This is a genomic window from Mucilaginibacter sp. (genome assembly GCF_025362475.1).
Taxonomy (GTDB): Bacteria; Bacteroidota; Bacteroidia; order Sphingobacteriales; family Sphingobacteriaceae; genus Mucilaginibacter.
Window position 1 is genome coordinate 110,796 of the sequence record NZ_JANYGH010000029.1, and the last position, 26,750, is coordinate 137,545.

At 40.6% G+C, this 26,750-nt stretch carries 32 protein-coding genes and 3 tRNA genes; 21 read left to right on the forward strand and 14 right to left on the reverse strand.

Features of this window, described 5'->3' with window-relative positions; genetic code table 11:
- Positions 1-157: 157 nt before the first annotated feature.
- Positions 158-1,702 carry a methylmalonyl-CoA mutase family protein gene (locus Q0R88_RS10955; protein WP_295715995.1) on the reverse strand — a complete coding sequence of 515 codons (1,545 nt, stop codon included), beginning with the start codon at positions 1,700-1,702 and terminating at the stop codon, positions 158-160.
- 5 nt (positions 1,703-1,707) lie between these two features.
- Complete coding sequence (locus Q0R88_RS10960) at positions 1,708-2,238, reverse strand: hypothetical protein (protein ID WP_295715998.1); 531 nt, start codon at positions 2,236-2,238, stop codon at positions 1,708-1,710.
- Between the two features lie 93 nt (positions 2,239-2,331).
- Between Q0R88_RS10960 and Q0R88_RS10965 the strand changes: the two genes are divergently transcribed.
- Both Q0R88_RS10965 and Q0R88_RS10970 read left to right on the forward strand, forming a co-directional pair.
- A complete protein-coding gene (locus Q0R88_RS10965; protein WP_295715999.1) occupies positions 2,332-2,679 on the forward strand; it encodes an iron-sulfur cluster assembly accessory protein in 348 nt (115 codons plus the stop codon).
- Positions 2,680-3,048: 369 nt separating this feature from the next.
- Positions 3,049-3,933 (forward strand): patatin-like phospholipase family protein, encoded by an 885-nt coding sequence (locus Q0R88_RS10970; RefSeq protein WP_295716002.1) that lies wholly within the window; start codon positions 3,049-3,051, stop codon positions 3,931-3,933.
- 81 nt (positions 3,934-4,014) lie between these two features.
- Here the strand turns inward: Q0R88_RS10970 and Q0R88_RS10975 are convergent, their stop codons facing one another.
- Complete coding sequence (locus Q0R88_RS10975) at positions 4,015-4,170, reverse strand: lmo0937 family membrane protein (RefSeq protein ID WP_295716004.1); 156 nt, start codon at positions 4,168-4,170, stop codon at positions 4,015-4,017.
- Between the two features lie 276 nt (positions 4,171-4,446).
- Between Q0R88_RS10975 and Q0R88_RS10980 the strand changes: the two genes are divergently transcribed.
- Complete coding sequence (locus Q0R88_RS10980) at positions 4,447-4,677, forward strand: DUF4287 domain-containing protein (RefSeq protein WP_295716006.1); 231 nt, start codon at positions 4,447-4,449, stop codon at positions 4,675-4,677.
- 84 nt (positions 4,678-4,761) lie between these two features.
- On the opposite strand, the gene Q0R88_RS10985 is transcribed toward Q0R88_RS10980, so the two are convergent.
- Positions 4,762-5,754 (reverse strand): hypothetical protein, encoded by a 993-nt coding sequence (locus Q0R88_RS10985; RefSeq protein ID WP_295716008.1) that lies wholly within the window; start codon positions 5,752-5,754, stop codon positions 4,762-4,764.
- 115 nt (positions 5,755-5,869) lie between these two features.
- Between Q0R88_RS10985 and Q0R88_RS10990 the strand changes: the two genes are divergently transcribed.
- Entirely contained in the window at positions 5,870-6,283 is a 414-nt protein-coding gene (locus tag Q0R88_RS10990) for a hypothetical protein (protein WP_295716010.1), read from the forward strand.
- A 26-nt stretch (positions 6,284-6,309) separates the two neighbouring features.
- Here Q0R88_RS10990 and Q0R88_RS10995 read toward each other — a convergent pair whose 3' ends face one another.
- Positions 6,310-7,194 carry a PhzF family phenazine biosynthesis protein gene (locus Q0R88_RS10995; protein WP_295716012.1) on the reverse strand — a complete coding sequence of 295 codons (885 nt, stop codon included), beginning with the start codon at positions 7,192-7,194 and terminating at the stop codon, positions 6,310-6,312.
- A gap of 104 nt (positions 7,195-7,298) precedes the next feature.
- On the opposite strand from Q0R88_RS10995, the gene Q0R88_RS11000 reads away from it, so the two are divergent.
- Positions 7,299-7,667, forward strand: coding sequence for a helix-turn-helix domain-containing protein (locus Q0R88_RS11000; RefSeq protein ID WP_295716014.1), 369 nt, complete (start codon positions 7,299-7,301; stop codon positions 7,665-7,667).
- A 196-nt stretch (positions 7,668-7,863) separates the two neighbouring features.
- Here Q0R88_RS11000 and Q0R88_RS11005 read toward each other — a convergent pair.
- From Q0R88_RS11005 to Q0R88_RS11020, 4 genes are all read right to left on the reverse strand, one after another.
- Positions 7,864-7,937 (reverse strand) — tRNA-Cys (locus Q0R88_RS11005).
- 81 nt (positions 7,938-8,018) lie between these two features.
- A tRNA-Ile gene (locus tag Q0R88_RS11010) sits at positions 8,019-8,091 on the reverse strand.
- 3 nt (positions 8,092-8,094) lie between these two features.
- A tRNA-Pro gene (locus Q0R88_RS11015) sits at positions 8,095-8,168 on the reverse strand.
- A 181-nt stretch (positions 8,169-8,349) separates the two neighbouring features.
- A complete protein-coding gene (locus Q0R88_RS11020) occupies positions 8,350-8,856 on the reverse strand; it encodes a hypothetical protein (RefSeq protein ID WP_295716016.1) in 507 nt (168 codons plus the stop codon).
- Positions 8,857-8,997: 141 nt separating this feature from the next.
- On the opposite strand from Q0R88_RS11020, the gene Q0R88_RS11025 reads away from it, so the two are divergent.
- Positions 8,998-9,471: a DUF1801 domain-containing protein gene (locus Q0R88_RS11025; protein WP_295716018.1), complete on the forward strand. Its 474-nt coding sequence runs from the start codon at positions 8,998-9,000 to the stop codon at positions 9,469-9,471.
- 22 nt (positions 9,472-9,493) lie between these two features.
- Here the strand turns inward: Q0R88_RS11025 and Q0R88_RS11030 are convergent, their stop codons facing one another.
- Positions 9,494-9,904 (reverse strand): DUF1801 domain-containing protein, encoded by a 411-nt coding sequence (locus tag Q0R88_RS11030; protein ID WP_295716020.1) that lies wholly within the window; start codon positions 9,902-9,904, stop codon positions 9,494-9,496.
- A gap of 556 nt (positions 9,905-10,460) precedes the next feature.
- Between Q0R88_RS11030 and Q0R88_RS11035 the strand changes: the two genes are divergently transcribed.
- The 12 genes from Q0R88_RS11035 (at position 10,461) to Q0R88_RS11090 (ending at position 19,137) form a co-directional block, all read left to right on the forward strand.
- Positions 10,461-11,036: a TerD family protein gene (locus Q0R88_RS11035; RefSeq protein ID WP_295716023.1), complete on the forward strand. Its 576-nt coding sequence runs from the start codon at positions 10,461-10,463 to the stop codon at positions 11,034-11,036.
- A gap of 8 nt (positions 11,037-11,044) precedes the next feature.
- Positions 11,045-11,719, forward strand: a complete 675-nt coding sequence (locus tag Q0R88_RS11040) for a TerD family protein (protein WP_295716025.1) — start codon at positions 11,045-11,047, stop codon at positions 11,717-11,719.
- A gap of 120 nt (positions 11,720-11,839) precedes the next feature.
- The gene (locus Q0R88_RS11045; RefSeq protein WP_295716027.1) at positions 11,840-12,532 is read left to right on the forward strand and encodes an HAD family hydrolase; all 693 of its coding nucleotides are present in this window, start codon (positions 11,840-11,842) and stop codon (positions 12,530-12,532) included.
- Positions 12,532-13,377, forward strand: coding sequence for a phosphoribosyltransferase family protein (locus tag Q0R88_RS11050; protein WP_295716029.1), 846 nt, complete (start codon positions 12,532-12,534; stop codon positions 13,375-13,377). Before Q0R88_RS11045 ends, Q0R88_RS11050 begins: the two co-directional genes overlap by 1 nt.
- Positions 13,367-13,921 (forward strand): TerD family protein, encoded by a 555-nt coding sequence (locus Q0R88_RS11055; RefSeq protein WP_295716031.1) that lies wholly within the window; start codon positions 13,367-13,369, stop codon positions 13,919-13,921. The genes Q0R88_RS11050 and Q0R88_RS11055 overlap by 11 nt, the downstream gene beginning before the upstream one ends.
- A gap of 4 nt (positions 13,922-13,925) precedes the next feature.
- Positions 13,926-14,540: a TerD family protein gene (locus tag Q0R88_RS11060; RefSeq protein ID WP_295716033.1), complete on the forward strand. Its 615-nt coding sequence runs from the start codon at positions 13,926-13,928 to the stop codon at positions 14,538-14,540.
- Positions 14,541-14,614: 74 nt separating this feature from the next.
- The gene (locus Q0R88_RS11065; RefSeq protein ID WP_295716035.1) at positions 14,615-15,757 is read left to right on the forward strand and encodes a toxic anion resistance protein; all 1,143 of its coding nucleotides are present in this window, start codon (positions 14,615-14,617) and stop codon (positions 15,755-15,757) included.
- A gap of 325 nt (positions 15,758-16,082) precedes the next feature.
- Complete coding sequence (locus Q0R88_RS11070; RefSeq protein ID WP_295716037.1) at positions 16,083-17,003, forward strand: hypothetical protein; 921 nt, start codon at positions 16,083-16,085, stop codon at positions 17,001-17,003.
- Between the two features lie 37 nt (positions 17,004-17,040).
- The gene (locus tag Q0R88_RS11075; RefSeq protein WP_295716039.1) at positions 17,041-17,862 is read left to right on the forward strand and encodes a TerC family protein; all 822 of its coding nucleotides are present in this window, start codon (positions 17,041-17,043) and stop codon (positions 17,860-17,862) included.
- A gap of 108 nt (positions 17,863-17,970) precedes the next feature.
- The gene (locus Q0R88_RS11080; protein WP_295716077.1) at positions 17,971-18,282 is read left to right on the forward strand and encodes a type II toxin-antitoxin system HigB family toxin; all 312 of its coding nucleotides are present in this window, start codon (positions 17,971-17,973) and stop codon (positions 18,280-18,282) included.
- Entirely contained in the window at positions 18,266-18,625 is a 360-nt protein-coding gene (locus Q0R88_RS11085) for a transcriptional regulator (RefSeq protein WP_295716041.1), read from the forward strand. The genes Q0R88_RS11080 and Q0R88_RS11085 overlap by 17 nt, the downstream gene beginning before the upstream one ends.
- 47 nt (positions 18,626-18,672) lie before the next feature.
- Entirely contained in the window at positions 18,673-19,137 is a 465-nt protein-coding gene (locus Q0R88_RS11090) for a phosphatidylglycerophosphatase A (RefSeq protein WP_295716044.1), read from the forward strand.
- Positions 19,138-19,329: 192 nt separating this feature from the next.
- On the opposite strand, the gene Q0R88_RS11095 is transcribed toward Q0R88_RS11090, so the two are convergent.
- Together Q0R88_RS11095 and Q0R88_RS11100 are read right to left on the reverse strand one after the other, a co-directional pair.
- A complete protein-coding gene (locus Q0R88_RS11095; RefSeq protein WP_295716046.1) occupies positions 19,330-20,568 on the reverse strand; it encodes an ABC transporter permease in 1,239 nt (412 codons plus the stop codon).
- A gap of 478 nt (positions 20,569-21,046) precedes the next feature.
- Positions 21,047-21,727: a helix-turn-helix transcriptional regulator gene (locus Q0R88_RS11100; RefSeq protein ID WP_295716048.1), complete on the reverse strand. Its 681-nt coding sequence runs from the start codon at positions 21,725-21,727 to the stop codon at positions 21,047-21,049.
- A gap of 600 nt (positions 21,728-22,327) precedes the next feature.
- Here Q0R88_RS11100 and Q0R88_RS11105 point away from each other — a divergent pair.
- Entirely contained in the window at positions 22,328-23,602 is a 1,275-nt protein-coding gene (locus Q0R88_RS11105; RefSeq protein WP_295716050.1) for a hypothetical protein, read from the forward strand.
- A gap of 68 nt (positions 23,603-23,670) precedes the next feature.
- Here Q0R88_RS11105 and Q0R88_RS11110 read toward each other — a convergent pair whose 3' ends face one another.
- Positions 23,671-23,793: a hypothetical protein gene (locus tag Q0R88_RS11110; protein ID WP_295716051.1), complete on the reverse strand. Its 123-nt coding sequence runs from the start codon at positions 23,791-23,793 to the stop codon at positions 23,671-23,673.
- Between the two features lie 117 nt (positions 23,794-23,910).
- Between Q0R88_RS11110 and Q0R88_RS11115 the strand changes: the two genes are divergently transcribed.
- Positions 23,911-25,110 carry a gliding motility-associated C-terminal domain-containing protein gene (locus tag Q0R88_RS11115; RefSeq protein ID WP_295716053.1) on the forward strand — a complete coding sequence of 400 codons (1,200 nt, stop codon included), beginning with the start codon at positions 23,911-23,913 and terminating at the stop codon, positions 25,108-25,110.
- A 278-nt stretch (positions 25,111-25,388) separates the two neighbouring features.
- On the opposite strand, the gene Q0R88_RS11120 is transcribed toward Q0R88_RS11115, so the two are convergent.
- Complete coding sequence (locus Q0R88_RS11120) at positions 25,389-25,988, reverse strand: DUF2807 domain-containing protein (RefSeq protein WP_295716055.1); 600 nt, start codon at positions 25,986-25,988, stop codon at positions 25,389-25,391.
- Positions 25,989-26,557: 569 nt separating this feature from the next.
- On the opposite strand from Q0R88_RS11120, the gene Q0R88_RS11125 reads away from it, so the two are divergent.
- Positions 26,558-26,740 (forward strand): hypothetical protein, encoded by a 183-nt coding sequence (locus Q0R88_RS11125; protein ID WP_295716057.1) that lies wholly within the window; start codon positions 26,558-26,560, stop codon positions 26,738-26,740.
- The last annotated feature ends 10 nt before the right edge of the window (positions 26,741-26,750 follow it).

The window sequence follows — 26,750 nt, forward strand, 5'->3', positions numbered from 1 at the left end:
TTGTTATACGCCAAAATTGAGGCAATTGTTGAGCCATATTAGCCGTTTGTACTAAACTAAAAACTAAAGCGCTGGACCAGTGCCGAATACAATTAAAATCTGATATTTATTAAATGTGGCAAGCTATCTGCACAATTTCAAAAGCCACGGCACGATATCAATATTCTCCAAAAACGCTGCGTAGTGTATCTGCGATCTCTCCTAAGGTAGCGTAGTTTTCAACCGAAGATACTATAAAGGGCATCAAATTTTCGGTGCCCGAAGCAGCCATCTTCAATAGTTGCAGATTATCTTTAACAGCGTTGTTGTTTCTTTTGTTTTTAAGTTTTGTGATTTTTTCCATCTGCATTTTACGGATGGAGTCATCAACCCTGAACACGTTGCGGGGAGCATCTTCTTGCTGGACGAATTTGTTTACGCCAACCAAAACTTTCTCGCCGTTTTCGATATCGATCTGGTACTGGTAGGCAGATGCAGCTATTTCCTGCTGTATATAGTCTTGTTCAATAGCTTTCACTGCGCCGCCCATGGCGTCTATCTTATCTATATACAATTGTGCGGCGGCTTCAACCTCGTTGGTGAGCGATTCTATAAAATAAGAACCAGCCAGCGGATCCACGGTATCGGTAACGCCGCTTTCAAAAGCGATGATCTGCTGGGTGCGCAGGGCTATTTTTGCAGCAGCTTCGGTAGGTAATGACAATGCTTCGTCATAACCATTGGTATGTAGTGATTGTGTGCCGCCCAATACGGCTGCCAGCGCCTGGTTACTTACACGTATAATATTATTTAGGGGCTGCTGGGCGGTTAAGGTTGAGCCACCGGTTTGGGTATGGAAACGGAGCTTTTGCGCTCCGGCATCAGTCGCGCCCAACTCCTTGGTTATATGCGCCCACATTCGCCTTGCAGCCCTGAACTTGGCTATCTCCTCAAAAAAATTATTATGGCAATTGAAAAAGAAAGAGAGGCGTTTGGCAAATACATTTATATCCAACCCCTTATCCAGTGCTGCTTTTAAATATGCTTTACCATTGGCTAATGTAAAGGCCAGCTCCTGCACGGCCGTTGAGCCGGCCTCGCGGATATGGTATCCCGATATGGATATGGTGTTCCATTTGGGCACCTCTTTACTGCAATATTCAAACACATCGGTAATGAGCCGCATGGATGGGGTAGGCGGGTATATATATGTACCGCGCGCGGCATACTCCTTTAGTATATCGTTTTGTACTGTTCCCGAGATCTGGTGCAGATCGGCCCCTTGCTTTTTGGCGAGAGCAATATACATGGCCAGCAATATAGGCGCGGTGGCGTTAATGGTCATGCTGGTGGTAATATCCTTTAATTGGATGCCATCAAACAGAATCTCGATATCTTCTAACGAATCAATGGCTACGCCTACTTTGCCAACTTCGCCCTCTGATAGTTCATGGTCGCTGTCGTATCCAATTTGTGTGGGAAGATCAAAGGCCACAGATAAGCCGGTTGTGCCCTGAGTTAATAAATAATGGTAACGTTTGTTTGATTCTTCGGCTGTTGAAAATCCGGCGTACTGGCGCATGGTCCAGGCTTTGCCCCGGTACATGTCTTTCTGGATACCGCGTGTAAAAGGGAACTCGCCGGGGAGTTCATCCATTTGCGATGGCCCGGTGTATACTTCCTTAATTTCGATACCAGATGTGGTGCTGAATTTTTTAGCCATTGCGTTTAAAATAATTCTTCCAGATCCTGCCTAACCAGGTTGACGGCTATCTCGTACGGATCATCTTCCAGCTGACTTAAATGAATGAGCACGGTTTTGCTTAGTTCCATGCCGGTTGAATTTTCGGGCATGGCCTTTACCGCGTTGTTTACCAGGCTCAGGGTGTCTTCTTTAACGCGTTTGAGCACAGCCCAAACCCTGCTGCTCACGTATATTTGCTGCGTAACATTATGCTGAAATTCGTTACGGATTTCGTTTACCACGATGATGTGCAATTCGGCTGCTGATAAGCCGCCAACGTTGAGGCGGATAAGCATATTAGCAGGGTTAATACGCTCAATAAATAATACAACCCGCTCATACGCCTGCAAGCGTAGAGGCAATGTTTGTGTACTAACACTGCGTTTGAGCTCCAATATTTGTAACTGGCTTTGTTTATCCAGGTAAGGTTTAAACAGGTAAAAAGCTATCCATACTACACCGGCCCCGGCAATGGTGAATTTTAAAATATCAAGTAAATAAAGAGGTGTTAGCATGTTTTTTTAAAATGTTAAGCTGAGGTCATAAAATACCCGTGGATGTAAAAATCCACATTTTACCTTATATTTGTATAGTTAAATAAAAATAAGATGAGCACTGCTGTTGAAATTGCACCGGTATCCTTTACAGAGGGAGCCGTTAAAGAACTTTTTAAATTGAAGGATCAGCAAGAGATAGGTGAAGACTTTGGCCTGCGTGTTGGTGTTGAAGGTGGTGGCTGCTCTGGCATGAACTACATTTTAGGTTTCGATCAGAAAAAGGATGGAGACCAGGAATTTATCATTGATGGTATAAAGGTTTTTATGCATAAAGCACATGGCATGTACCTGATGGGGATGCAGATTAATTTCCAGGATGGCTTAAACGCGCGTGGGTTTACCTTTAATAATCCTAACGCTGCCAGTACCTGTGGTTGCGGAACTTCGTTTTCGGTATAAATAAATAAAATCAGGATATAAGAACCGTGTGCATCAGGCATGCGGTTTTTATATCATATAATATCTCCACAGTTTAGCTATGGTATTTGCTGCTCATAGTCTGTGTTCCTTCCTCTTTCTTAGTTAGTTTCTTATTTTGGGTGGTTATCGTTGTGATGCGCTTTTTACTGTGGCTGCATTTCATAAACGCATTTGCCGTTATAAACCATAGGCAAAAGATACTTCAAAACGGAGTTATACAATAATTGCACAGTTACTATACAATTACTGGTAAGGTAAGTTTCCAAACAATTTTGCTGTTATTTGTTACATTTACTATACGCATTAATAGTTTAAGCAAGGCTGTCAATGCAACCAATTATTTGTTAAATGAAACAAAATATATCCTTAGTATTATCGGGTGGCGGGGCCAGGGGCATAGCTCATATTGGTGTAATTGAAGAATTGGAGCGACAGGGATTTAATATAATTTCGGTTGCTGGTACATCAATGGGGGCTGTTGTTGGCGGTGTATATGCTTTAGGGCAAATGGAAGCCTATAAAAGCTGGCTTTACACACTTGATAAACTAAAAGTGTTCGGTCTTATTGATTTTAGTTTTAGTGCACAGGGGATGGTTAAGGGGGATAAGCTTTTTAATACCATAAAAGCGTTTATCAATGATGCCAATATTGAAGATCTTAACATACCGTATGCAGCCGTAGCGGCCGATATCATTAATAAAAAAGAAGTGGTTTTTACGGAGGGGAGCATTTATGATGCTATCAGGGCATCAATTGCCATTCCTACTGTTTTTACGCCGGTAAAGTATGCTGATGGTTTATTGGTTGATGGGGGTATTATCAACAACCTGCCTATTGAACATGTAAAAAGGCAACCGGGAGATATATTAGTGGCCGTAAATGTAAACGCGATGATTCCTGTTGATAAGCCGGTGGTATGCCAAAATGTGATGGAAGTAAAACATTCCCTTTACCGCCAAAAAATCAAAGATTTTTATCGTCAGCTTTATACGGTGAAGCCACCCAATCACGAAGAAAAGCTGGGCTATTTTAACGTGATCAATAAAACCTTAAATTTAATGACCTATCATACCACGAAGCTTGCCCTTGAAAAATATTCGCCCAATATCCTGGTCAATATATCGCATGAGTATTGTAGTACCTATGATTTTTATAAGGCCGAGGAAATGGTTGAAGCCGGCAGGTACGCAGCCAAAAATGCCATCGACGCATATAAAGAAGGCCTTGATTAAAATTTAAAACCCCGGCATACCTTGGCAAACCGGGGTTGTTTCAGCCTCGCTGATGATTTTATTACTGGTTGGTTAGCAGGTTTATATAGCTGTATCCGTGCGTAAAAAGCCCAGAATCAATGCAATAATAGCAATAACCAATAGTACGTGGATTAAGCCACCTACTGAATAAACAAATGCGCCTACTGCCCATCCTATAATGAGGATAACGGCAACGATATACAAAATTGATCTCATGGTAGATATTTTAAAGTGTTAGTAAATGATTGTTAAGAACTGATTCGATTAATCAATTACAATTTAAATACCAATTACATTTTTTACTTTGAAGTGTAGTATAACCTGTCGCGGAGAGGTGAATTTTGTACTCAAAATAAGTTATATAGCTTAGTATTCTATACAACTTTAAGGGATAAGCAGCTATATGCCATCCAATTAAGGGGGGAGACGTAATTTTATTGACCTTTCTTTACAATTTTATATATTTAGGCTGATAAACCTATAATACCCATTATGTCATTCCTGGGATATTTAAATACGATAAAAGCAAAAACGGGCAAAGGCCCGGCAGATTTCAGGGCACTTGCCGAAGAAAAAGGCATCACCCAAAATGGCGAATTAAAAGCAGCTGTAAAAGCAGGTGATATTGTAAAATGGCTTAAAGAAGATTTTGAACTGGGACACGGACATGCCATGGCCATTTATGCCCTGCTCAAAGGAATCAAGAACGAGGATAGCGAATAGTTGGCGGGACGTAAATTATCGTCCCGCTAATTACTCATCCATATCCGGGCCGGGCTTTCAGCTTTATGCCTTCTGCTTTAAGCTTTATCTCAGCTTTTGTTTCATATCAAAATGCTCAACCGTTTTGATGCCTGTGGGCCATTCATTAAAGGCAGAATACATCACATATTTGTTCTCCTTGTCCAATCCTGGAATGGTATTGCCAATCACTTTCCTTATTCCTTCGTTTTCCTTTTTAAGGGCCGTGGTGTCCTTTAGCTTGATATTGGTAAGGTAATATATCATCGGGAAATCGCCCTCGGGGGTAGCTTGGTTAAATATTCTTATGATCTCCAGGTGGGTGGGAGCGCCCTTTATCGCCATAGGAATATGGTATTTACCTGATACTTCATTTAAAACCGTGCTGTAGAAGCCGCTCATTTCGGTTTCAGCATCATATTTCCATATGGTGCTTGGACGGGTACAATTAATGGCCGATGCAGCAGTATTAAGCGCATTTACCAGGTAGCCTTTAGCATAGCTTGCTTTGGCAGCGGCATAAAGCTGCGGTGCGTTTTGGCCATTTTTGGCGTAGGCGCTTTGATCAAGCTGGTTAAGTTTCCACCCATAATCAAACTTGCAATAAATTGCCGTGATCATGTACTGATTGGCAATATTTTTAGGCACAAAACAGGCTATGTACATTTCTTTAACGCCGCCGGGGCAATACAATTTATAATTGTTACTACCCTTTAAATTGGCGTTAATGGTATCGCCATGTATGTAGTGGTTTACGATGTAATATTCATCAAGCAGGGAATACTCGCCTTCTTTAAAGCGGTTGCTTGCCAGCTCTACCTGTCGTTTCCGGTAGGGAGCGGCAATAAAATCCTGCGACATGATGAACTCCAGCTGTACTTCATCATTAGTTTTTAGTGCGGCAAATAACTTTTTATTTAAGTCGTGAAAACGAGTTTGATCTCCGGAACTTATTTTGTCATTTTTATAAATTCCCGGGCCGGGTGGCGCGCAGCTTTGTAAAGTAAAAACAGTAAACAAAAAGATGGATATCCTTGTGAAAGGTTTAGTATATTTCATTATAAATTGCAATAGGTTATTGTTACGATGATACAGATTTATTAGCTACTTAGCAAAATTTACTGTAGCATTTTCATTACCGTAGCCGTAATGTCATTAACAAACCTGAGTATCAATGAGAAAATTACTACTTGTAGTACTGGCGGCTGTTGTTATGATAAGCTGCCATAAAGAAAATAAAATTAATAAGGCCGATAACCTTAACATTACAGGCAACTGGGAATACCGCGGAACCACATGTTATTGCGTGCCCCCAACTGATACCAATGCCTATAAACCCGGCAATGGAACCATTTACAGCTTCATCGGAGGTACTTACAAGTATTCGGTTAAACATCAATTGCAAAAAAGCGGTACCTTCAAACTGTTTAAAGAAAACGTAAATGGCACCGAGCTTAACCGCATCATTTTTGATAATGATAATAGTGGCGAGGCTAAATATATAGGACTTAACGGGAATAAATTTAGCCTTGGTGGAGCCATAGGAAGTGCCGCAGATGCACCGGTGGATTTTTATGAAAAGCTATAAATACTTATTAGTCGCCTAAGTACTCTTTACAGGTACAGTGTTCCTTCCATAACGATAACAGAAGACCCACTTACCCAAACGCCATCGCCGGCAACTTTAACATGAATTGATGATGGGTGTTGAACTGCTGTGCCCTGCAAAATCTGGTAGTCCTGGTTTTGTTTAATATGGCCAAGTTTTTCCAGGTAACCGGCCAAAGGCCCCGCTGCCGTACCTGTTGCCGGGTCCTCGTCAATCCCCATACCTGGATTAAAAAACCTCGCTTCTGCAATATACGGCGCATCCGGCTGATTGGTGGTAAACAGGTAGAAACCCTCGAAGTCATATTTTTTAGAAAGCTGTTTTAAAAGTGATTTATCGGGCACTGCTTTTTGTAATGCCGCGAGATTTTTTACCGGTACCATCAGGTGTGCAACCTCTGTTTCAACTATGTTAATTTCCCAGCCATTTAAATTTAAGTCGCCAGGGGATAATCCAATAGCTTGAGCAATCCGGTCGGCAGGTATGGTGCTGATCACTTTAGCCGGTTGCTGTTTCATGGCAACGTATGGAAGGCCGTCAATTTCGGTAACCCGGAGTGGGATCCTCGTGTCCTTAATAATTACCGACGGCTCCCCATCCTGGTGTTTAAAAATATCCCAGCCTTTTATTAAAGCCAGGCATACGGCGCCTAACAGGTTATGCCCCGCGCCAATTACTTCAAACTCCGCAGGTGTAAATGAGCGTACCTTTAGCACGTTTTCTGTTGTTGAATAGTTCACAAAAGAAGTTTCTGAATAGCCAAACTCCCTTGATATAGCATGGTACTGGCTTAGTTCAAGTTCATCATCGGTATAAACTACTGAAAGTTGATTGCCTTTATATTTTGTATCTGTAAATACATCGAGCACATAATAATTGAGTTTTTTCATTTTGTTATTTAATTAACGTGCAATCAAAATTAAAGGCTAATAGTTTATTTTTGTTATGGGTTAACTAAAGGTTACTAGTTACCTTTAGTTAACTATCAATTACTATGGACACAATCAACATCAACGGAATTATACAGGAAGCCAGCTGCGACCAGGAATTAGCTGCTATAAAAGACAGCCTTGAAATATTAGGTGGAAAATGGAAGCTGAGAATTATGCGGCACTTGAATAACCGCCATGCCGAGAAAAATACATTTAAAAAGCTTCAACGCGAAATTGAGGGAATTTCGGCCAAAATGCTGTCTAAAGAATTGCAGGATCTGGAGATGAACCTGCTTATTTCCAGAACAGTGATGGATACCAGGCCAATCACCGTAAATTATGCCATTACGGAATATGGACTGAGTGTTTTACCTGTTACAGAAACATTGGTGCAATGGGGCTTAAACCACAGGCAGAAAATCAAAGCATAATATTAAAAGTCGTTATGCTGATTATTTCCGGAGTTTTATTGGAATATACGCCTTTAATATACATGAAAACAAAAAATATCATTTATTTCGATATTATAATAAATGATATCGCATGGGTTTTCCACCACGTACCTGAGTCATGATTGTCTGAACCAAGTTCAGGCCTGCCGCCATTTAAACAGCAAAAAACATAAAGAGGTCGGTACAAGATTCGAACTTGCGAACATTCCTTTTGCAGAGGACTCCCTTGGACCACTCGGGCAACCGACCCATTTTTTGACAGCCTAAGCTATCCTGTTAAAATAAATACATTCATCATATGCTTAATTGTTATAAATCAATTTATTATAGTGGAAATAAAAGGGATTGAACCTTTAACCGACACCGTATAAGGGTGCTGCTCTGACCATTGAGCTATATTTCCAAGTAGGGTAACCCGGGCTCGAACCGGGAGCCTCCACATCCCAAATGTGGTAATCTGACCAATTGATATACTACCCTGAAAACAAAAAATCCCCTTAGATTTATCTAAGGGGACCTGGTTACTTTATATCTTTTTTATGAATACGTAGCTACCTCCTCTGATAAATCAGTTGCGGGAATCGGCTGGGTATACATATTGTATTTTTCATGATGCAATGATACATAAATATTTATTAAACAAGAAAAAAAAATATTTAATTTATTTTAAATAGGTTATTTCTCCCTTCAGTAAGCCAGTCAGTTTATCTTTTGCCGGGATGCTTTCTGATTTATAGCAGAGTGTTGTAAGTAGATAAACAAATGCAAGCATCAATAAAGGTGCGAAAACCGGAAACCCAATTTGCCCTTTCTTCATTTCGCTTACCAATATTGATAAGCCGGTAATGGTAAGAAAAAAAAACGCAAAACCTATAAAGACCCATACGCCGGGATGTATAGTCATTTTCACAATTACTCTGCTTCCGTTTTCGTAAGCAGATATTGAACCTTTAATTTGAGGATTGAAAGAATTACGGCCTGAAATATCAGGTTCAAATTGAAATTCGTCATTCATTACATACCCCTTAAAATAAGTCCCCTTGGTTGATCGGCCAAAATCCAGAAATCTATTGCTCCTTGGTGAAATCTCTTTTTCCATGATCTTTTGAACTTCATTCGGCTTTAACTGTGTATCTATATAAAAATGTTCGTAAGGCAGGTATTTCATCAATGCAAAGTAAGACCGAATTTGAATACATTGCATGGATTTTCATCTTTTTTATTTCACTAAGCAACCTCTTTCCCCCGCTTAATTCCTTGCTCTTTACATTTTATCTCGATATATTTAAAGTGCCAAACCACACCGATCATGCCAAAGGAAGAAATATCTGATCTGCTTAGATTCCTGTATGAATTTTCGCCGGAGGTAAGGGAGAAAGTATTATGGCTGCGCGAATGGGTATGGGATTTATATCCGCAAGCCAACGAACTCATTTATGATAATTATAATGCGCTGGCGTTTGGCTGGTCGCCTACAGAAAAACTGGGGCAAACCTTTTGCTCAATAGCAGTATATCGTATTAATGAAGGCATCCATTTTGGCTTTTATTGGGGAGCCGATATTGCCGACCCGCAGAAGCTTTTATTGGGCAAGGGCAACCAGTACAGGTATGTGCCAGTTAATAACCTGGATGATTTTCCGTGGGATTATATTTCAGGCCTTGTTGAGCAGGCCTGGGAAAACTCGTTAGCAAAAGTTAAATCCCCCAAAGATATTGTTAAAGGCAAAACCATTACCAAAATGACATCGCCTAAGAAAAGAGAAAAGAAGCTGAAGAAATAATTCAGCCCTAACCTTAATTCCTCTACTTCTCTACCAAGGCCAGCCAATCCAAAATCACTTTTCTGACGCCGGCTTCTTTACTTCTCAGATCATTCATATCCTGTATGTACACCAACCTGCGGCCATCGGCATAATCGCCGGTTAATAATCCGCTGGTATCATTAACCTTTGCTCCGCTTGGAAATACCAGGAGGATGCGTTTGTGCAGGTTCATCACAATGATATATCTTTTATATTCCTTTGGGTTAAAGGGTTTCATATCGCCCGTATACAAAAAACTCGGGGCGTTCCATTTTATTTCTTCGCCAATTTCAGGGTTGGTGCTTAATACTATCTGCCTTATAGTTTCCACTATTTCGGCTACTGGGCCATCCAGTTTTTGGATGTATTCGGTTACCAGTTCGGTATTTGATTTAGGTGGTATTTTTGCCATGATTGTTTGCAGGTTTATGCAAAGTTGTTGAATACCAGTGAATAATAAAAATGTTGTATACGTTGCAGGTGCTCATTCCCATTTTTTAGTAGCCCTACGAGTAATACCATTAAATTAAGGCTTTTGCCTGCTCCAGGGGAGCAAAAGCTTTGTAGCACAAATAAATCATCAAATTTTAGCGTGCCAGAGGTACGCTACATCGTGGGCCGCACCTCTGGAGTGGAAAATATCCGGTTTGATTTTTTCTACAAAGCTTAGACCTCTCTGAGGTCTTATCGCTTTAACTTATTAGCATCGCTCTGCGAGGCAAAGGATGCTATTTCTACAAGAGGCACTGTGCTGATGGTGGTTGGTATAGATAAGTACAACAGATTAGCTTAAACCCCTTTACAGCAATTGTGTTTTTACATCAAATTCCCTTCATTTTTATTTCATTTATCGCAATCAAAAAACATATATCTTAGTTTAATATTTCGGACCACAATTAAAGCAAATTACACCTGCATTTCCGTAACATTATAAGGGTTTGCAAGTCTTTTATATAAACATTTATACCATGGCTATTAATCTTCAAAAAGGGCAAAAAATAGATATCGGGCTGTCAAAAATGACAGTTGGTTTGGGCTGGAACCCAAACGAAGGCACAGGTTATGATTTCGATTTGGATGTATCGGCAATCATGATAGATGCCAACCGGTTTGTGCCCCAGGACGAGTTTTTCGTTTTTTATAACAATGTAGATTCTCCCGATACAGCTGTTCACCATACCGGCGATGATCCGTCTGGCGGTAACAGTGATGGCGGCGATGACGAATCCATTAATATCGATCTTACTAAGGTAGATTCCAAGATACAGGAAATATTATTTGTGGTAACCATCCACGAGGCGCAGGCCCGCAGGCAAAACTTTGGCCAGGTGCGCGATTCGTACATCCGCATTATTGATGAACAAACCGGCGCCGAAGTTTGTAAATATGAATTGGGCGAAGATTTCTCTATCGAAACCGCTGTTGAATTTGGCAGGCTATACCGCCGTAGCGGCGCCTGGAAATTCGAGGCATCGGGTGTGGGCTATAAAGAGGACCTTGCCTTCTTTTTAAGCAAGTATTTTAAAGGGCAGATCATTAAATAAGTAATACAATGGCAATAAATCTGGTAAAAGGTCAAACTATTGATCTTCGTAAAAATGATAAAGGCGAAAGCTTCGATCTGTCTTCGGTAACCATTGGTTTGGGCTGGGATGTAAGACAAAGCCATGGGGGCGGAGGCTTTTTAGGCAAGCTGTTTGGCGGCGGGGCCGAAGAGGTGGAGTACGATTTGGATGCTATAGCGTTCCTGCTGGATAAAAACGGCAAGGTAGCCGATAGGGGCCGCACCTGGCAAAAACCTAATGGCAATAAAGTGAGTTTATATGAAGGTGATGTAATCTACTTCAACTCGATGAGGCATCCATCAAACCACATCTGGCTTACCGGCGATAACCGTACGGGCGCCGGTGATGGCGACGATGAGCAGATCATTGTAAAGCTGGATTCGCTCGACCCAAAATTCGACCGCATATTATTCATCGTAGCCATATACCAGGGGCAAAAAAACAATCAGCATTTTGGCATGGTAGAGAATGCCTTTATCCGGGCGGTAGATAATAGTGGTAAAGAGATAGCCAAATTCAGCTTATCCGGAGATTCAACTTTTAACGGCATGTGTTCCATGAAGTTTGCCGAAGCTTACCGCAAGGATGGCTCCTGGAAATTCCGCGCCATTGGCGAACCGCATACCACCGATAATTTTTTAGAATTACTTAAACAGTATTAGTCGTTGCGCGGAACGGGGTGCGAGGTTCGGGTTTTGTTTATTTAAGATCATAGTATTATCAATATAAAACTGACCCGAACCTCGTAACCCGAACCCCGAACCGACACCTAGCCGACCCTAATGTACCAACACTATTCTTTCGATCTTTGGCTTACACTGATCAAATCAAACCCTTATTTCAAGATTGAGCGTACCAAGATCTTTCATCGCGATTTTAACCCTACGGGTAAAAGTATAGATGAGGTTGCAAAAGCATTCAGGCAGGTAGATCTGATGTGTAATGCCGTAAACGAAAGTACCGGGAAAAATATTGATGCCGATGAGATGTACCTCATGGTCATCAGCCTGATTAATGACAACCAATTAAGCCTTGCTGATATTGATACAGCCAAATTGTACCAGGATATGGATAAGCTGCTGTTTTACTATTTACCGGTTGTTTACTCATCTGTAACAATTCCAACGTTGCAGCATCTAAAAGAAAAAGGCGGTAGTACCTTTAGTTTGTTAAGTAATACCGGCTTTATTAAAGGGGCAACATTAAGAAAAGTACTGGTTGAATTAAAGATGAATGAATACTTTGATTTTCAGCTGTATTCTGACGAAGTGGGGATGTCAAAACCAAACCCGTCTTTGTTTTTTTTGATGATGCAGCACATAAAACGGATTAATACGGGTGAAACTATCAATTTAAATAAAATCATTCATATAGGCGATAACCCTAAGGCTGATATAGAAGGCGCCAACACCGCAGGCATTAAAAGTTTGCTCATCAACTCAAACAACCAATCCATTTTAAGCTTAATAAGTTAATGAACGCTACCTGGTCATTACATCATATTGATAACCCTACCCAATTTGGCTTTTGCCCAGACAGCTACAGCCGTTTCAAATTTGGGGACGACGCCGTATCCCGTAAATTTGGCACCGCCCTGGCCGATGGATTTATAAAAAACCAGTTAACCGGCAAACCTGTATCACAGCAAATTGTGGTAATATCAAGCCCGTACTCGTTTATTCCTACGGCTACATTTGCCATGAAAACCTGGTTTGTGTATGAGCTTAACCGTTGGCTGGCGCAGCATGGCTTCCCCGTAGTGCAGGAAACCAAGGTACACCGCACCATAACTTACAAAGAGGATTATGGAGAGTTGAACGCCGAGCAAAGAATGAATTTGATAGGCAACGATTCGTTTCATATTGATAAAGATTTTTTGACCGATAAAACGTTGATATTTTTGGATGATATTAAAATCACCGGCAGTCACGAGCGCATGATCATGAAAATGGTTAAGGCCTATGGTTTAAGCAACGATATTTATATGCTTTACTTTGCCGAACTGGTGAACCAAAACATCCACCCCAACATCGAGAACTTTTTGAACTATCACCAGGTAAAAACGATATTTGACCTGGAGCCTATTATTCAAAGCGGCAACTTTTGTATCAATACCCGGATAGTAAAATATATCCTGAATTATAATTCCGATTGTTTCGGCATTTTTATACAAAACCAAACTATGGATTTTGTAAACTTGCTTTACGATATGGCTTTGGGCAATGGCTATCATACTATTGACGCTTATGCCAAAAACCTTAACTTTATTACCGAAAACCTATTTATAAACAACAAAAATTTAATTAAACATGGCAATTAATTTGCAAAAAGGCCAGCGCGAGGCAATACATGCCCCAAAATTCACCATCGGGCTGGGCTGGGATACCAATAGTTCATCAACAGGCAGCGCGTTTGATTTAGATGCCTCTGTTTTTATTTTAGGTGATAACAAAAGATTGGTGGCCGATGAATATTTTGTATTCTACAACAACCTTAAATCGCCGGATGGCTCGGTTGAACATACTGGCGATAACCTTACCGGTGCCGGCGATGGCGATGATGAGCAGGTAAAGGTTGATCTGTCAAAAGCGGACGCTAAAGTATCCGAGATCTGCATTGTGGTAACCATCCACGAGGCCGAGGCCCGCAAACAAAACTTTGGCCAGGTGCGTAATTCTTTCATCAGGATATTTGATGCCGAGACAGGTGCCGATATTTTAAAATACGAGCTGGAAGAGGATTTCTCTATAGAAACAGCGGTTGAGTTTGGTCGCATCTACAAAAAAGACAACAACTGGAAATTTGAAGCTGTTGGTGCCGGCATGAAAGGCGGCTTGCAGGATTACTTAACCAAATACCAATAAAATTATGGCAATCAATCTTCAAAAGGGACAGCGCATCAGTCTCGAAAAAAGTAATGGCAGCAAATTGCAAAGTGTTTGTATAGGCATCAACTGGGGCGCTATAGAAAAGAAAGGCCTCTTTGGTTTTGGTGTAACCAAAGAAGCGGTAGATCTGGATGCCAGCTGCGCCTTGTTTGATGAGAACAAGCACCTGGTAGATGTGATCTATTTTGGCAACTTAAAATCAAAAGATGGTTCTGTAAAACATAGCGGCGATGACCTTACCGGCGATTTAAACGGGAATGATGGCCTGGATAACGAGGTGATTACGGTAAATCTTTCGGGCCTTGCGGCATCAGTAACTTATGTGGCTTTTATGCTGAACAGCTTCCGCGGGCAGGATTTTGGGTCGATCCCTTTTGCATCCATCCGCATTTATGAAGGCACACCTACCCGTGTAAACGAGGTGTTTGCTACTTATGATATTGCACACAGTAAGGATTTTGCCGGCCATGTGGCCATGGTGCTGGGCGTTTTTTATAAAAAGAACGGCGAGTGGAAATTTAATGCCATTGGCGAACCAACCCGCGACCGTAAGCTGGAAGAAACCGTTAAAACAGTAACGAATAATTATTTATAACAGAAGTTAAGCACCAGGGTATATATTGGTTATCCGGGTGCTATAATCGATCAACTATTTCAACAGAAAAAATCATGGAAGGCACACCTAATAACAACCCAATAAATATAACCCCGGTTAACCTGGATATTAATCCTGCCCCGGGTACTACCACTCCGGTAAAGCTGCTGGATAAAGAAGGCAATGTAGACCTGAGCAATATCAGCACTACCGAGGTGCAAAAATACAGTGAGGTAGCAAAAGCGCTGGATCCTAAAGATGTTAACTCCATCCTTAACTACGGCACCGATGTGCAGGCTTCGATGGAAAAGTACAGTAACAACTTTTTAACATCGGTACGTACCTATAACTCGGGCGAGGTTGGTTTGCTGATCAACGATCTGCTTACCGAGCTTAATTACATCGATGTGGATGAGTTAAACCAAAACGCGTTTACCTCATTTATATCGCATATTCCCTTTGTTAAAAAGCTGGTATTTGATGCCAAAAAGCTTTTCCAGAAATACGATACCGTAATTAACAATATTGATAAGATCACTAATAAGATCAAAGCCGGCCGCGTAAATTCATTAAAGGATAACAGCTCGCTACAAACCATGTTTGATAGCAATGTAACCTACATCCACCAGATGGAGGAGCTAATTATATCGGGCCAGTTAAAATACAACGAACTGAACGAGCAGCTGGCGCAGATGGACGCCAATCCATCTGCCTATAATGATTACGAAATTGCCGACCTGCGCGATTTTGTTAACCGCCTGGATAAACGCCTTGCCGATTTAAAAGTGGTTCGCTTTATCATGATGCAATCGCTGGCTCAAATCAGGATAGTGCAAAGTAATAATACTACCATTGCCGAAAAAGCACAATCAATAGTATCAACCACCATTCCGGTTTGGAAAAACCAGTTAACCATAGCCGTGGCCCTAAACAGGCAAAAGGAAAATGTGGAGATGCAGAAAAAGATTTCGGATACCACGAACACCATCCTGCAAAAAAATGCCGAGCTGCTTAAACAAAACAGCATTGACGTAGCCCGCGAGAACGAGAAAACGGTAGTATCATTGGATACCCTGAAACGCACCACCGCATCGTTGATAGAAACCCTTACCGAGGTAAAACGCATCCATGATGAAGGTACCGCAAACCGGAAAACGCTGAATACCGAGCTTCAATCGCTGGAAACAGAGTTGAAGAAACACGTGACGAACGCGTAAAAGACGTTTTAAAAGGTTTGTCATCCTGAACGTAGTGAAGGATCTATTCGCAGACTTTACAGGGCGAAGAAGTATGGCGGATAATAGATCCTTCACTACGTTCAGGATGACAAAAAGTTTTTTTTGCAAAAAACGTGATGGGCTACCGCCCTGTGCTCGTGACGTGATTAATAAGAATTTTATACCCAATCGCCTGTACCCACAGGCGATTTTGTTTTTAAAGTCATCTCCTTTGGCGGGGCTTTGGGCAAGGCTTCTTTTTTCGTAATTTTGTACTCAGTACATGGATGAAAACCGGTTAAATATTCTAAATCAATCCAACAGAATGCTCAGTAAGCTGCAATTGCTCTCTGTGTATTTTGGTGACGATATTATTTATAAAATTTACCTGCGCAGCCAGGTGATCCATAAGCTGTTTGAGAGCAATCCCGAACTGGATATCAACAAACTCGATCTGTTTCACCTGCAATTCACTCAAAGTTTGATTGATCTGCTCCGCAAGATCAAGAAGAACAACGAAGGCAATATTAGTCTGTTGTTTGATGAGATCCAGATCAATAAAGAAATGATTGAGCGGTTAAATGATCCAACCTATACCCTTGCCAATTTTAATATAGAAAAGCAAAGGCAGGCATTAAAGATCAATCTTTCATTGCGCAAATTATTCCAGGTGTTGTCTGATAGCGCTAACGACAATCCGCTTTCAAAAAACATCAACTCTTTCAGCTCCCGGTTTGCCGCTGATTTTTTCTACACTATCAGTAATGACCTGGTGGAAGAAGTAACGGCTTACAATCTTCCCGGTGTTTACAAGAATGAGTACGCTACCATACAGCGCAAGCTGATGGGCGTATTGTGCAAATATGATTTTAAAACCGAGTTTTATTGCGGGTTAAAATCGGGCAGCCAGGTTATTGAGATATATAAGTTTTTGGAGGTTGACCGTTATTTTTTATATGCCCCGCAGGATAGTCTGTTTGTGTTTTTTGATAAAGCCAAAATAGCGGATATTGATATGTCAACCAACCTATCTAAAAAAGAAAAACTGGTTTACGAACTTAAGAACAAGAACGACAAGCTGGAGGGTAATGCCGCGGCCATGAAAGTATACATGCCCGCCGAAATTACAAGCCTGCTTGCCGATAATTATAAAAAGATCTCGGATATCAGTTTCCTTGATGATATTACCAATATTGATGTTCAGGCCAATATTTTAAAAAGTATGCTGAATACCGATTTAATTTAGTTTATTTAACATTAACAAAAATACATTACCTGCTACCATGGATTTTTTTCACTACATATTAGGCCCGGATATTAAAGCGGGCCTCCTCATTATTTTAAACCTTATTTTAATTGAGAGTTTGCTTTCTGTTGATAACGCTGCCGTACTGGCAACCATGGTACTGGATTTGCCAAAAGATCAGCGAAAAAAAGCTTTAAGATATGGTATTATCGGCGCGTACGTTTTGCGCGGCGTGTGCCTGTTTTTGGCCGCCTGGCTGGTAAAAATCTGGTGGTTAAAACCTATTGGCGGTTTGTACCTGTTATACCTCAGTTTTGATTATTTTAAAGGGAAAATACAGGCGGCAAATTCCGGCGGCGAAGAACCAGAGGTAGATAAAAGCAAGAACTGGCTATACAAGTCAACCGTTGGGGTGTTCGGCGTATTTTGGGCTACAGTGGCTTTGGTTGAGTTGATGGACCTTGCCTTTTCTATAGATAACGTATTTGCTGCAGTGGCCTTTACAGATCATGTGGTTTTGATCTACATCGGTGTATTTATTGGTATCCTGGCTATGCGTTTTGTGGCCCAGGCATTTGTAAAGCTGATGGAGAAATTTACTTTCCTGGAAACCGTAGCTTTCATTGTGATTGGTGTATTGGGTATTAAATTATCTTCTTCCTTATACATTCACTTTTATCCGGAAGCGCCTTTCTCCAAAATGATGGAAGGCGAAAGCGCCGATATAGTAACTTCGGTATTTACCGTGGCCATATTCATTATCCCGGTATTAACATCGTTACTGTTCAATTTTCCTAAACGCCATACCATTGAACCGGAAGTGGCCGAGGCTGCCGAGGATGTGCTGGATAAGCAGTAGGCGGTTGGCAGAAGATTAAAACTGAAATAATGGCGAAGCAAATAATATAACTCTATTATTTGCTTTTTTTTGTTACCAATATGGGAACATGTGCTATATTTGTATTATATGCGGGTGATAGCCATAAAAACATTAAAAGAATATATTTTAGAATTTCACCAGGCAGAACAAGCTTTATTAAGTTGGCATGAAGAAGCGTTATTAGCGATCTGGAATAACCCCAATGAATTAAAGGCGCATTACAGAAATGCTTCCATACTAAATGAAAAGAGAGTCGTATTCAATATTCACGGCAACAGTTATCGTTTAATTGTGGATATAGAATACCGATTAAAAATTGTTTTTGTGGTTTGGTTTGGAACACACAATCAATACGACAAGATAAATGCTAAAACAATAAGCTATGTTAAAACCAATTAAAACAGAAGAAGAATATAACGAAGCATTAGCGCGTGTATATGAATTAATGCAAACCGATATCATTGAAGGTTCTGCAAGTTCTGATGAGCTTGAGGTTTTAAGTATACTTGTTAAGGAGTATGAACTGGTTCATTATCCGGTTGCTTATCCTAATCCATTAGATGCAATAAGGTTCCGGATGGAACAAATGAATTTATCAGAAAGTGAGTTAAGCAACATTTTAGGCAATCGTTCACGTAAGTCTGAAATTTTATCAGGGAAAAGAAAATTAAGCCTGTCCATGATCCGCAAATTAACCGAGTTGTTAAATATTCCTGCTGAAGTTCTGATACAGGTATATTAATATTGAAAAAATCGATCTTTTAGAAAAAAGGCGAGGAAAATTTAACAATGAAATTCAACAAAATAATAGCCTCCATCTGCGGTATAGGTTTTTTAAAGGGAGGCGGCACTTATGCTGCTATTGTTACCTGTGGTGGCATCTGGCTGTTGTGGCAATGCGCTGCTCTTCAAAATCCATTTTATTTACTGGCTATCACTATTATTATAACCCTTTGGGGTGTTTATGTAAGCAATAAAGTTGAACCCGACTGGGGGGAAGACAGCTCGCGCGTGGTGATAGATGAAGTGGCAGGTATGCTTATTACCATGGTGTTCATTCCGAAAAACCTTTACTTTTTATTGGCGGGCCTGGTACTATTCCGTTTTTTTGATATCGTAAAACCCCTGGGAATCCGTAAGATGGAAGCCCTGCCCAGCGGTACCGGCGTGATGATGGATGATGTATTGGCTGGTGTTTATTCCAATATTCTGCTTTGGGTTGGATATTTGGTTTGGATGAAATTTGGCGGGTAGAGGCGTTTAAAAAAAAGCCTTTTGTCATCCTGAACGCAGTGAAGGATCTATTATTCGCCATGCTTCTTCGCCTTGTAAAGTCTGCGAACAGATCCTTCACTGCGTTCAGGATGACAAATCTTTTAAAACGTTGTTCCCATTCAGTTTCCCCGGGATTTTATATCAAAGGCAATAGACTAGTAAATTAAACCCTTACTCGTAACGCAGAGCCTCAACCGGATCCAGTTTGGCGGCTTTTTTGGCAGGGTAATAGCCCGATATCAGCCCTATAAAAGTACACAGTACTACGGCAAATACAAGCCAGCCATATGGTATTGCAAAGGTCCCGCTTATTTGAACGGCAATTACGTTACCTGCAGCCATCCCAAGCACTATGCCCGCCGCCCCGCCCATGAGGCAGATTACGATAGCTTCAATTAAAAATTGTTTGCGGATCACCGATTGTGTGGCGCCAACCGCTTTACGTACGCCAATTTCGCGGGTACGCTCGGTAACGGATACAAGCATAATATTCATGAGTCCTATAGCAGCGCCAATCAGCGTAATTATACTGATGGCAAAACCTCCTGCCGTAATACCAGCCAGCTGGCTTGAAAGCTCCTGCTGAACAGAATCACTCCGTGAAATTTCAAAATTAGTTGCATTAACAACATTAAGGCTGCGCACGTTCCTGAACAGGGATGTTGCCTCACCAATTGTTGCATCCAGGGCTCCGGGACCTTTTACCTTAACGGTAATGGTATATGATGCCTTTTTATTGGTATCTATCTGTTTGGCTTTCAATATCGGAATAATACAAAATTTATCTCCCCCAAATGAGCTTGAACCTTTTGATGCAATAACCCCTACTATTTTATATTTAATACCCCCGATAAAAACGTTTTGATTAACAGGATCGGAGTGTTTAAAAAGCTTTTGTTTAATCTCATCACCTATAAGCACCACGTTTGAGCCGTGTTCCAACTCGGAGGTTGAAAAATTACGGCCAAAGGACAGTTTTTTACCGCTGGTGGCCAGGTAGTTTTCGTTTGATCCGGAGACAGAGATATTCTGATTTGTTTTTTCGCTGCCAAATTTGGCTATCGCTATGCCTGTAACATCTAAATTAACAGCAACTATTACGGGTAGTTTAAAGGTTTTTTTAAAACGATCGGCCTGGTCATAGGTAATGGACGGATATATCTTACGATGACCGCCGTTACCAAAGTTTAAGCCCTCGCCGCGGTTTTGGATAGTGAAGGAGTTGGCGCCCAAATCGGCAAAGGCATCATTGGTAAACTGCCTTATACCCTCAATAGCCGTTAAGATACTCACCAGTGCCATAATCCCTATAGCAATAATTAACGCGGTAAGCGAAGTGCGCAACCTGTTACCGGCTATTGATTGTAACGCTATCGAAATATTTTCGCTAAGAGTGGTTTTTACCGGCATGGGCGTAATTATGTAATAAGCAGCTATATGACTAACAACCCTATAGGTTTGTTACAGCCATCATTAAAAAGAATGAGGAGGCAAGATAAGATGAAACACGAAAAGATAAAAGGCAATTCAAAATATAAAATAATTGTGAATTTTATCTTCATTTACTCCTGCTATGATATCATGTGGAATATTTATTTGCTCCTGATGCGAACCATTTACACAGCCCTGGGTTGGCTGTATGTTTTCGCTTTATTAATAGATAAGGGGGAATTAGTTCCCCTAAACTAATCCCCCTTTTGGTATTAACTAAAGCTTTTCAAATATGAAATTTACTTTCTTATTATTCAAACTTTGTGTGAAATTGTAAAGAAAGTGTGAAATTATACGAAAAGGTGTAAAGTAAAGCACCTCGTATGTGGATACAACTCCAAAAAGTGGAATAAAGGAGGGCAAAAGACGCATTTGGGTGAAAGGTGTATTTGCTTGGTTATATAAGGTCAAACGCCATAGCATATTGCGATAGATCAAAAAACGAATTCACTTTTAGTTTGTGCTTGATTTTTTTGCGATGTGTTTCTACTGTACCAACGGCAATAAATAATTGATCGGCTATTTCTGACGAACTTTTACCCAGCGCCAATAAACGCAAAATTTCGCGTTCGCGTTTGGTGAGGTTAGAGAACAGCTGGTAGTTTTTACGCAGAAACGTATTTTCCTGCAGCATCCGCTCTACTTTGACGGTGATATGCTGTATGGGATCAACCTTAAAAGCCATATTGATCGTTAGTAACGGTAGCCCCTCATCATCGCGCATCAAAATTTTCATCGTGCTTAAATGCCACACCCAATCCGGGTTACCATTTATTTTTACCTGCTGAAAAAAAGTAATATCTTCATCGTTGTTCCGCTCAATCATGAGTTTGATCTTAGGCACATACGTTTCTGCGTCCTCGGGACTAAAATAGTTAGCTATATACTCTGAAGGCGTATAATTGCGAAACTCTGCCAAGCTGATCCCCAATTGATTTAACCCACTTGGCGACATGTATTCGAGAATAAAATCGGGCATACGGTGAATAATGGTAACACCTGGCAGCAAATGAGCAACGGCATGTATTTTATCAATCTCGGCTTTAATTCTTTGTTCTAAATCGTTTGATATACCCATGCAGTGATTAAAATGATTAATAAATAGCAATATAGCAATTGTTTTAGAAGCAGGCAATTGTATTGAAGGATATGATTTTTATGCACAATATACCCAGAAGTAGGTATTGTTTTACGCTTGATTTTTGTGATACTTTGAAGCAGGTAAATAGTCAGTTTAAAGATTGGCTCATCCTGCTTAAAGTTTGATGGTATAGCTACTATTTACTGCTTTTCAAAAAAACGCTTTAAGCCTAAACCTTATCATAAAAAAATGTTGCGGATGACAGCTGTTATAGTAACAATGAGCAATTCCCCGCTTCACAAGGGTAGGCCCTTGCTGTTGCGGGGAACATTCCTGCGGGAATACCGGGAAAGCTTGGGGGGAATAATTGGGGGCTGCTGACGCATCACATTGGGTCAGCAAGCCATCGGAGAAAACACTAGGAAAGGCAGAAAAGTCAGCATCCGAAAAGGTAATATTTCTATATTTGCCCGCAAAACTTATTCCTTGTTTTATACTATTACATCTCCCTTTAAAAGCGCATTACTTTTTTTTGCCATTTTCTTTTTAACGTTAGTTAAGGGATATTGCCAGCAATTTTATATTGCGGCGTACGGCGTGCCTCTGCAACGCGTTACCTTAACACCTAATGGTCCATTGTCGGTGCCTGTTGGAGGATGTGGAACCAATGAGTTTTTTTCTATAGCCATATTAGGCAATAAATTGTACTACAGTAACGGTTCTTCGATGTTTGCTGGAGATATAACGGGTGGTAATTCACCTGTTATTACCAATTGTGTTTTTTTAGGCGACGGTAATTTTGGTAATGCACTTACTGTTGACAAGCAGGGAATTTTATACTATGCAATAAGTAGCGAGCTATATTCATTTAATCCGGCCAACAAAAGAACAATTTTTATAGGAACGATGCCCTATAGTGCACAGGGAGACCTGATGTTTTATAACAATGAATTATATATGGCTGCAGGTGAGGGCATAGCCAAGATCAATTTGGCAAATGTTGCCCTTAGTAAACTATACATACCCATACCCGGTGAAACTATTTACAGTTTAACAGCAGCAACAATAAATGGAGTTACTAAAGTATATGCCTTTACCGAATATCCGGTACGGCAGATTTATGAGCTTGATATGCAAAAAAGGGTTATTAAGGATGTTGTTGGTGTGCTACCCTATCAAACTCTGGATGCCGCAAGTGACGCGGAAGCAGGAACCGTACAATATATCGAAATCGATCATGTGGGTATAAGTCAGGAATGTAATGTGTTTAATAAAGGGCGTGCACAAATTGTTGCCAAGCCGCACGCCTCCCGCTTTACATATTACCTAAATAATGGCCAAAATAATTTAACCGGCATTTTTGATAATCTTAGTCCGGGTAATTATACGGTAACTATTTCATCAAATGGTACCGAACCTCCAAACCAGGTTTATTTTACAGTGCCGGATTTTACAATTGGTAATCCCGTTATAACCTTTACAAAGACAAATCCAATGTGTTCAAAAAAGGGAAGTATTAAACTTGATGCGGGTAATGCAAACGCAACACATAGTATTAAGTTTAATGATCAGATTTTTAGCTTTGACCATACTTTTACCGACTTAATAGCAGGCAATTATCACTTTACCATATTGAATGAAAATGGCTGCGTAACCGACGAAAAAGATTATGCCCTGTTGCCGGGTAACTGCCCGCCAATACCAAATATTGATAAAGAGATACTGCAGGAGTGTGATGTTTACAATCAGGGTAGCGTAAAAGTGATTACCCCTCCTCATACAGATCATTATACTTATACTTTAAATGGTATAACTAATACAACCGGGGTTTTTAATAATCTGAGTCCGGGAAACTACACCGTAATTGTATAATCAGACGGACTGTTCAGCGCAACAAGCTTGCAATTTGTGGTCCCTGATTTATTCAATTAACAAACCGGTTATAACGTTTTACCAAAATCAATCCTGTATGCGATGTTAAGGGTAGCCTTAAACTGGATGCAGGCGTAGCCAATGCAACCTATAATATCAGGTACAATGGCCAGATTTTTAAATTTGATCATACATTTACCGGCTTAGTCGCGGGCAACTACCATTTTACTATTCTAAACCAAAACGGTTGCATAGCCGATGAAAGGGACTACAACCTGCAGCAGGATAATTGCCCGCCAATAACCATCATGGATGTACAAATGCAGGCCGAATGTAATGTGTACAGGCAGGCCAGCGTAAAAGTAATTACCCAAGATCATCCGGACACTTACACCTATACCCTTAATAATGTGAGCAATAATACGGGGATATATGATTTTCTGACGCCCGGTACCTACACATTAATAATTAATTCATCAGGTGGAGATCATAAAGAACAGCAAGTAACAGTTCCTGATTTTACATTAAGCAATCCGGCTATAACATTTACCAAAATCAATCCTTTATGTGATGCTAAAGGCAGCATTAAACTTGACGCAGGGGTAGCCAATACAACCTATAGTATCAGGTACAATGGCCAGATTTTTAAATTCGATCATACATTTGCCGGCTTAATCGCAGGCAGCTACCATTTTACTATTCTAAATCAAAATGGTTGCATAGCCGATGAAAAGGACTATACCCTGCAGCAGGATATTTGCCCGCCAATAACCATAAATGAGGTACAAATACAGGCGGAATGTAACGCTTACGGGCAGGCCAGTGTAAAAGTAATTACCCAGGATCATCCGGACACCTACACCTATACCCTAAATAATGCGAATAATAGTACGGGGGTATTTAATTTTCTGATGCCTGGCACATACACATTAGTAATCAACTCATCCGGAGGCGATCATAAAGAGCAGCAGGTAACAGTTCCTGATTTTACATTGGATAAACCGGGCCTGATTTATAAGGTTAAGGCCCCGGTTTGCAAATTACTTGGCGAAATAAAGTTTACCATAAGTGGGGATGGCAAAGGTGCTGTAAAAGTAAAACACGATAATGACGTGTTTTCAATTGATCAAACCATTAAAGATTTACTCCCTGGCCCTAATCATTTTACTATACTTAACCAGCAGGGCTGTATTTTAGACGAAATTGATATTGATATAATTCAGGATCAGTGCGAGCCGGTGGTTTTCCCCAATGCTTTTACACCTAATGGCGATGGTGTAAACGATGTTTTCAGGCCTAACCAGGAAAGTAACCCGCTCAATTTTAAACTGGTAATATATAATCGCTGGGGTAATCAACTGTTCCAATCCCGAAGCCTATTCCAGGGTTGGGATGGAACCTATAAAGGTAGCGTGGTAGCTTCTGGAGTGTACTATTGGATTGCCACTTATAACATGCCAGATGGTACAAGCTCCCATCAAAGTGGATCCGTTACGTTGATCAGGTAGGGGAATGAGTTTGCAAAAACACATTTTGTCATCCTGAACGCAGTGAAGCATCTATTCTTCGCCTTGCTTCTTCGCTCTGTACAGTCTGCGAATAGGCCCTTCACTGCGTTCAGGATGACAAATCTTTCAAAGCGTGATTGCCCTTTCAATCCCCTCTGGATTTTATGCCTCGACAGGTGGGGGAAAGGCCCGATTATAAAATACCCCAAAAACAAAAAAAGCTACCTGCTTAGCAGATAGCTTCCGTAATATATGATGGACTTTTGCAAAAGTCGGGTTTACATGCCCATTGTGTTGCTGCCCATACCGGCAGTATAAATGGCTTTGTTTTCAACTAAATGGCTTACAGCAAAGTTGTTACTTTTAACGTTTGACTGGATTGCCCTGTTCAGATTTAATTCTTCTGTGGCGCCTTTTAAATCGGCCGTTGCGTTATCTTTTACGGTTACGGTTGTACTAAACGCGTCTAAGTTTAAACTGGCTACGGCGTTATTGTGTAAGTCCACATTAAATTCAATTTTTGATAGTTTACCGAATGATTTTACGGTGGAGTTATCAAATACCGAAACGGAACGCAGGTCGGCAGCGCTTACCCAAACTACCAGTTTTTCGTTGGTGTATGAGGCAATGCTTAGCACGCCGTTTTTGCTTTGCACTAATGCGCGTTCGGCGTAGTATTTATTGTAAACTTTTACCTGGTCTTGAGTTGCATCAGATATGTATAACTCTACATTGCCATGAACTTCTATTTTATTGATGGTGCTGATATCATTTAATAGGGTGAAGGCATCCATTGTTAATGAGTTGGCGTAGGTTGATTTTGTTAAACCTAACACCATAACAAACATTGTGATTACGGATAAAATTTTGGTTTTCATTGTTTTATTTTTTAATTGTTATGTTAATTAATTGTATTGCTTATCTATGAATACAACCAAAAAACGGGGCCAATTTTAACCCGATATTGTAGCCCTTAGGGTTATATATTGGTGTCCTATTTTTCACTGCAAAGGTGTGGTTTCCCTGGGTGATATTATTCATCTTAGTGTAATTATTACACTAAGATTTTTTGGTGCGTTTTTGGAGGTGAGATAATGTGTAATTTGTCGATTTAAAGAAAGTTGAAATAAATCAGGTGAGATTGGTAGCACATATTTGATTGCTTTTTGCTGAAATATTTGCCACGGATGTTATTTTCGGTGGGCGTAAAACGGCAGGATGTGAGGAGCTTTTGTTTGCCCAATAGTCTTGCTTTCGGCTCCCGGCGTTCAGGAGTAACTGTTTTTGTGATTATCCTTGCTTATTGAGCCGTTTTGCCCGGGCAAAAGTTCTTGATTTTTGAGGATTAAATGAGGATGTTACTAAGCCCTGCAAAAAGCCGGCATAACGACACAATTGTTTTTGGCAACCGGCATTGTGATGAAAGGCTGCATTAATCAGTATGACTATGCAAAGCGGATATAAACTAAACCTCGAATGGATTCCTTCGGCCTATAATGAGGGTATAGTTACAAACGGCAAAGATGATAAGCCCAGCATCAAGGCCAATTCAGGGCAGGAGGTTACATCTGCCAAATTACGGCTAAAGGGGATTTATAAGCGGGGAGCAAAAAAGACTGGTCATTATTAAGGTATTGTGC

Excerpts from the sequence above, each read along its gene's own strand:
- Q0R88_RS10955 (WP_295715995.1), bottom strand. The coding sequence starts at position 1,702 with ATGGCTAAAAAATTCAGCACCACATCTGGTATCGAAATTAAGGAAGTA.
- Q0R88_RS10960 (WP_295715998.1), bottom strand. The coding sequence starts at position 2,238 with ATGCTAACACCTCTTTATTTACTTGATATTTTAAAATTCACCATTGCC.
- Q0R88_RS10965 (WP_295715999.1), top strand. The coding sequence starts at position 2,332 with ATGAGCACTGCTGTTGAAATTGCACCGGTATCCTTTACAGAGGGAGCC.
- Q0R88_RS10970 (WP_295716002.1), top strand. The coding sequence starts at position 3,049 with ATGAAACAAAATATATCCTTAGTATTATCGGGTGGCGGGGCCAGGGGC.
- Q0R88_RS10975 (WP_295716004.1), bottom strand. The coding sequence starts at position 4,170 with ATGAGATCAATTTTGTATATCGTTGCCGTTATCCTCATTATAGGATGG.
- Q0R88_RS10980 (WP_295716006.1), top strand. The coding sequence starts at position 4,447 with ATGTCATTCCTGGGATATTTAAATACGATAAAAGCAAAAACGGGCAAA.
- Q0R88_RS10985 (WP_295716008.1), bottom strand. The coding sequence starts at position 5,754 with ATGAAATATACTAAACCTTTCACAAGGATATCCATCTTTTTGTTTACT.
- Q0R88_RS10990 (WP_295716010.1), top strand. The coding sequence starts at position 5,870 with ATGAGAAAATTACTACTTGTAGTACTGGCGGCTGTTGTTATGATAAGC.
- Q0R88_RS10995 (WP_295716012.1), bottom strand. The coding sequence starts at position 7,194 with ATGAAAAAACTCAATTATTATGTGCTCGATGTATTTACAGATACAAAA.
- Q0R88_RS11000 (WP_295716014.1), top strand. The coding sequence starts at position 7,299 with ATGGACACAATCAACATCAACGGAATTATACAGGAAGCCAGCTGCGAC.
- Q0R88_RS11020 (WP_295716016.1), bottom strand. The coding sequence starts at position 8,856 with ATGAAATACCTGCCTTACGAACATTTTTATATAGATACACAGTTAAAG.
- Q0R88_RS11025 (WP_295716018.1), top strand. The coding sequence starts at position 8,998 with ATGCCAAAGGAAGAAATATCTGATCTGCTTAGATTCCTGTATGAATTT.
- Q0R88_RS11030 (WP_295716020.1), bottom strand. The coding sequence starts at position 9,904 with ATGGCAAAAATACCACCTAAATCAAATACCGAACTGGTAACCGAATAC.
- Q0R88_RS11035 (WP_295716023.1), top strand. The coding sequence starts at position 10,461 with ATGGCTATTAATCTTCAAAAAGGGCAAAAAATAGATATCGGGCTGTCA.
- Q0R88_RS11040 (WP_295716025.1), top strand. The coding sequence starts at position 11,045 with ATGGCAATAAATCTGGTAAAAGGTCAAACTATTGATCTTCGTAAAAAT.
- Q0R88_RS11045 (WP_295716027.1), top strand. The coding sequence starts at position 11,840 with ATGTACCAACACTATTCTTTCGATCTTTGGCTTACACTGATCAAATCA.
- Q0R88_RS11050 (WP_295716029.1), top strand. The coding sequence starts at position 12,532 with ATGAACGCTACCTGGTCATTACATCATATTGATAACCCTACCCAATTT.
- Q0R88_RS11055 (WP_295716031.1), top strand. The coding sequence starts at position 13,367 with ATGGCAATTAATTTGCAAAAAGGCCAGCGCGAGGCAATACATGCCCCA.
- Q0R88_RS11060 (WP_295716033.1), top strand. The coding sequence starts at position 13,926 with ATGGCAATCAATCTTCAAAAGGGACAGCGCATCAGTCTCGAAAAAAGT.
- Q0R88_RS11065 (WP_295716035.1), top strand. The coding sequence starts at position 14,615 with ATGGAAGGCACACCTAATAACAACCCAATAAATATAACCCCGGTTAAC.
- Q0R88_RS11070 (WP_295716037.1), top strand. The coding sequence starts at position 16,083 with ATGCTCAGTAAGCTGCAATTGCTCTCTGTGTATTTTGGTGACGATATT.
- Q0R88_RS11075 (WP_295716039.1), top strand. The coding sequence starts at position 17,041 with ATGGATTTTTTTCACTACATATTAGGCCCGGATATTAAAGCGGGCCTC.
- Q0R88_RS11080 (WP_295716077.1), top strand. The coding sequence starts at position 17,971 with ATGCGGGTGATAGCCATAAAAACATTAAAAGAATATATTTTAGAATTT.
- Q0R88_RS11085 (WP_295716041.1), top strand. The coding sequence starts at position 18,266 with ATGTTAAAACCAATTAAAACAGAAGAAGAATATAACGAAGCATTAGCG.
- Q0R88_RS11090 (WP_295716044.1), top strand. The coding sequence starts at position 18,673 with ATGAAATTCAACAAAATAATAGCCTCCATCTGCGGTATAGGTTTTTTA.
- Q0R88_RS11095 (WP_295716046.1), bottom strand. The coding sequence starts at position 20,568 with ATGCCGGTAAAAACCACTCTTAGCGAAAATATTTCGATAGCGTTACAA.
- Q0R88_RS11100 (WP_295716048.1), bottom strand. The coding sequence starts at position 21,727 with ATGGGTATATCAAACGATTTAGAACAAAGAATTAAAGCCGAGATTGAT.
- Q0R88_RS11110 (WP_295716051.1), bottom strand. The coding sequence starts at position 23,793 with ATGATCAAATTTAAAAATCTGGCCATTGTACCTGATATTATAGGTTGC.
- Q0R88_RS11115 (WP_295716053.1), top strand. The coding sequence starts at position 23,911 with ATGGATGTACAAATGCAGGCCGAATGTAATGTGTACAGGCAGGCCAGC.
- Q0R88_RS11120 (WP_295716055.1), bottom strand. The coding sequence starts at position 25,988 with ATGAAAACCAAAATTTTATCCGTAATCACAATGTTTGTTATGGTGTTA.
- Q0R88_RS11125 (WP_295716057.1), top strand. The coding sequence starts at position 26,558 with ATGCAAAGCGGATATAAACTAAACCTCGAATGGATTCCTTCGGCCTAT.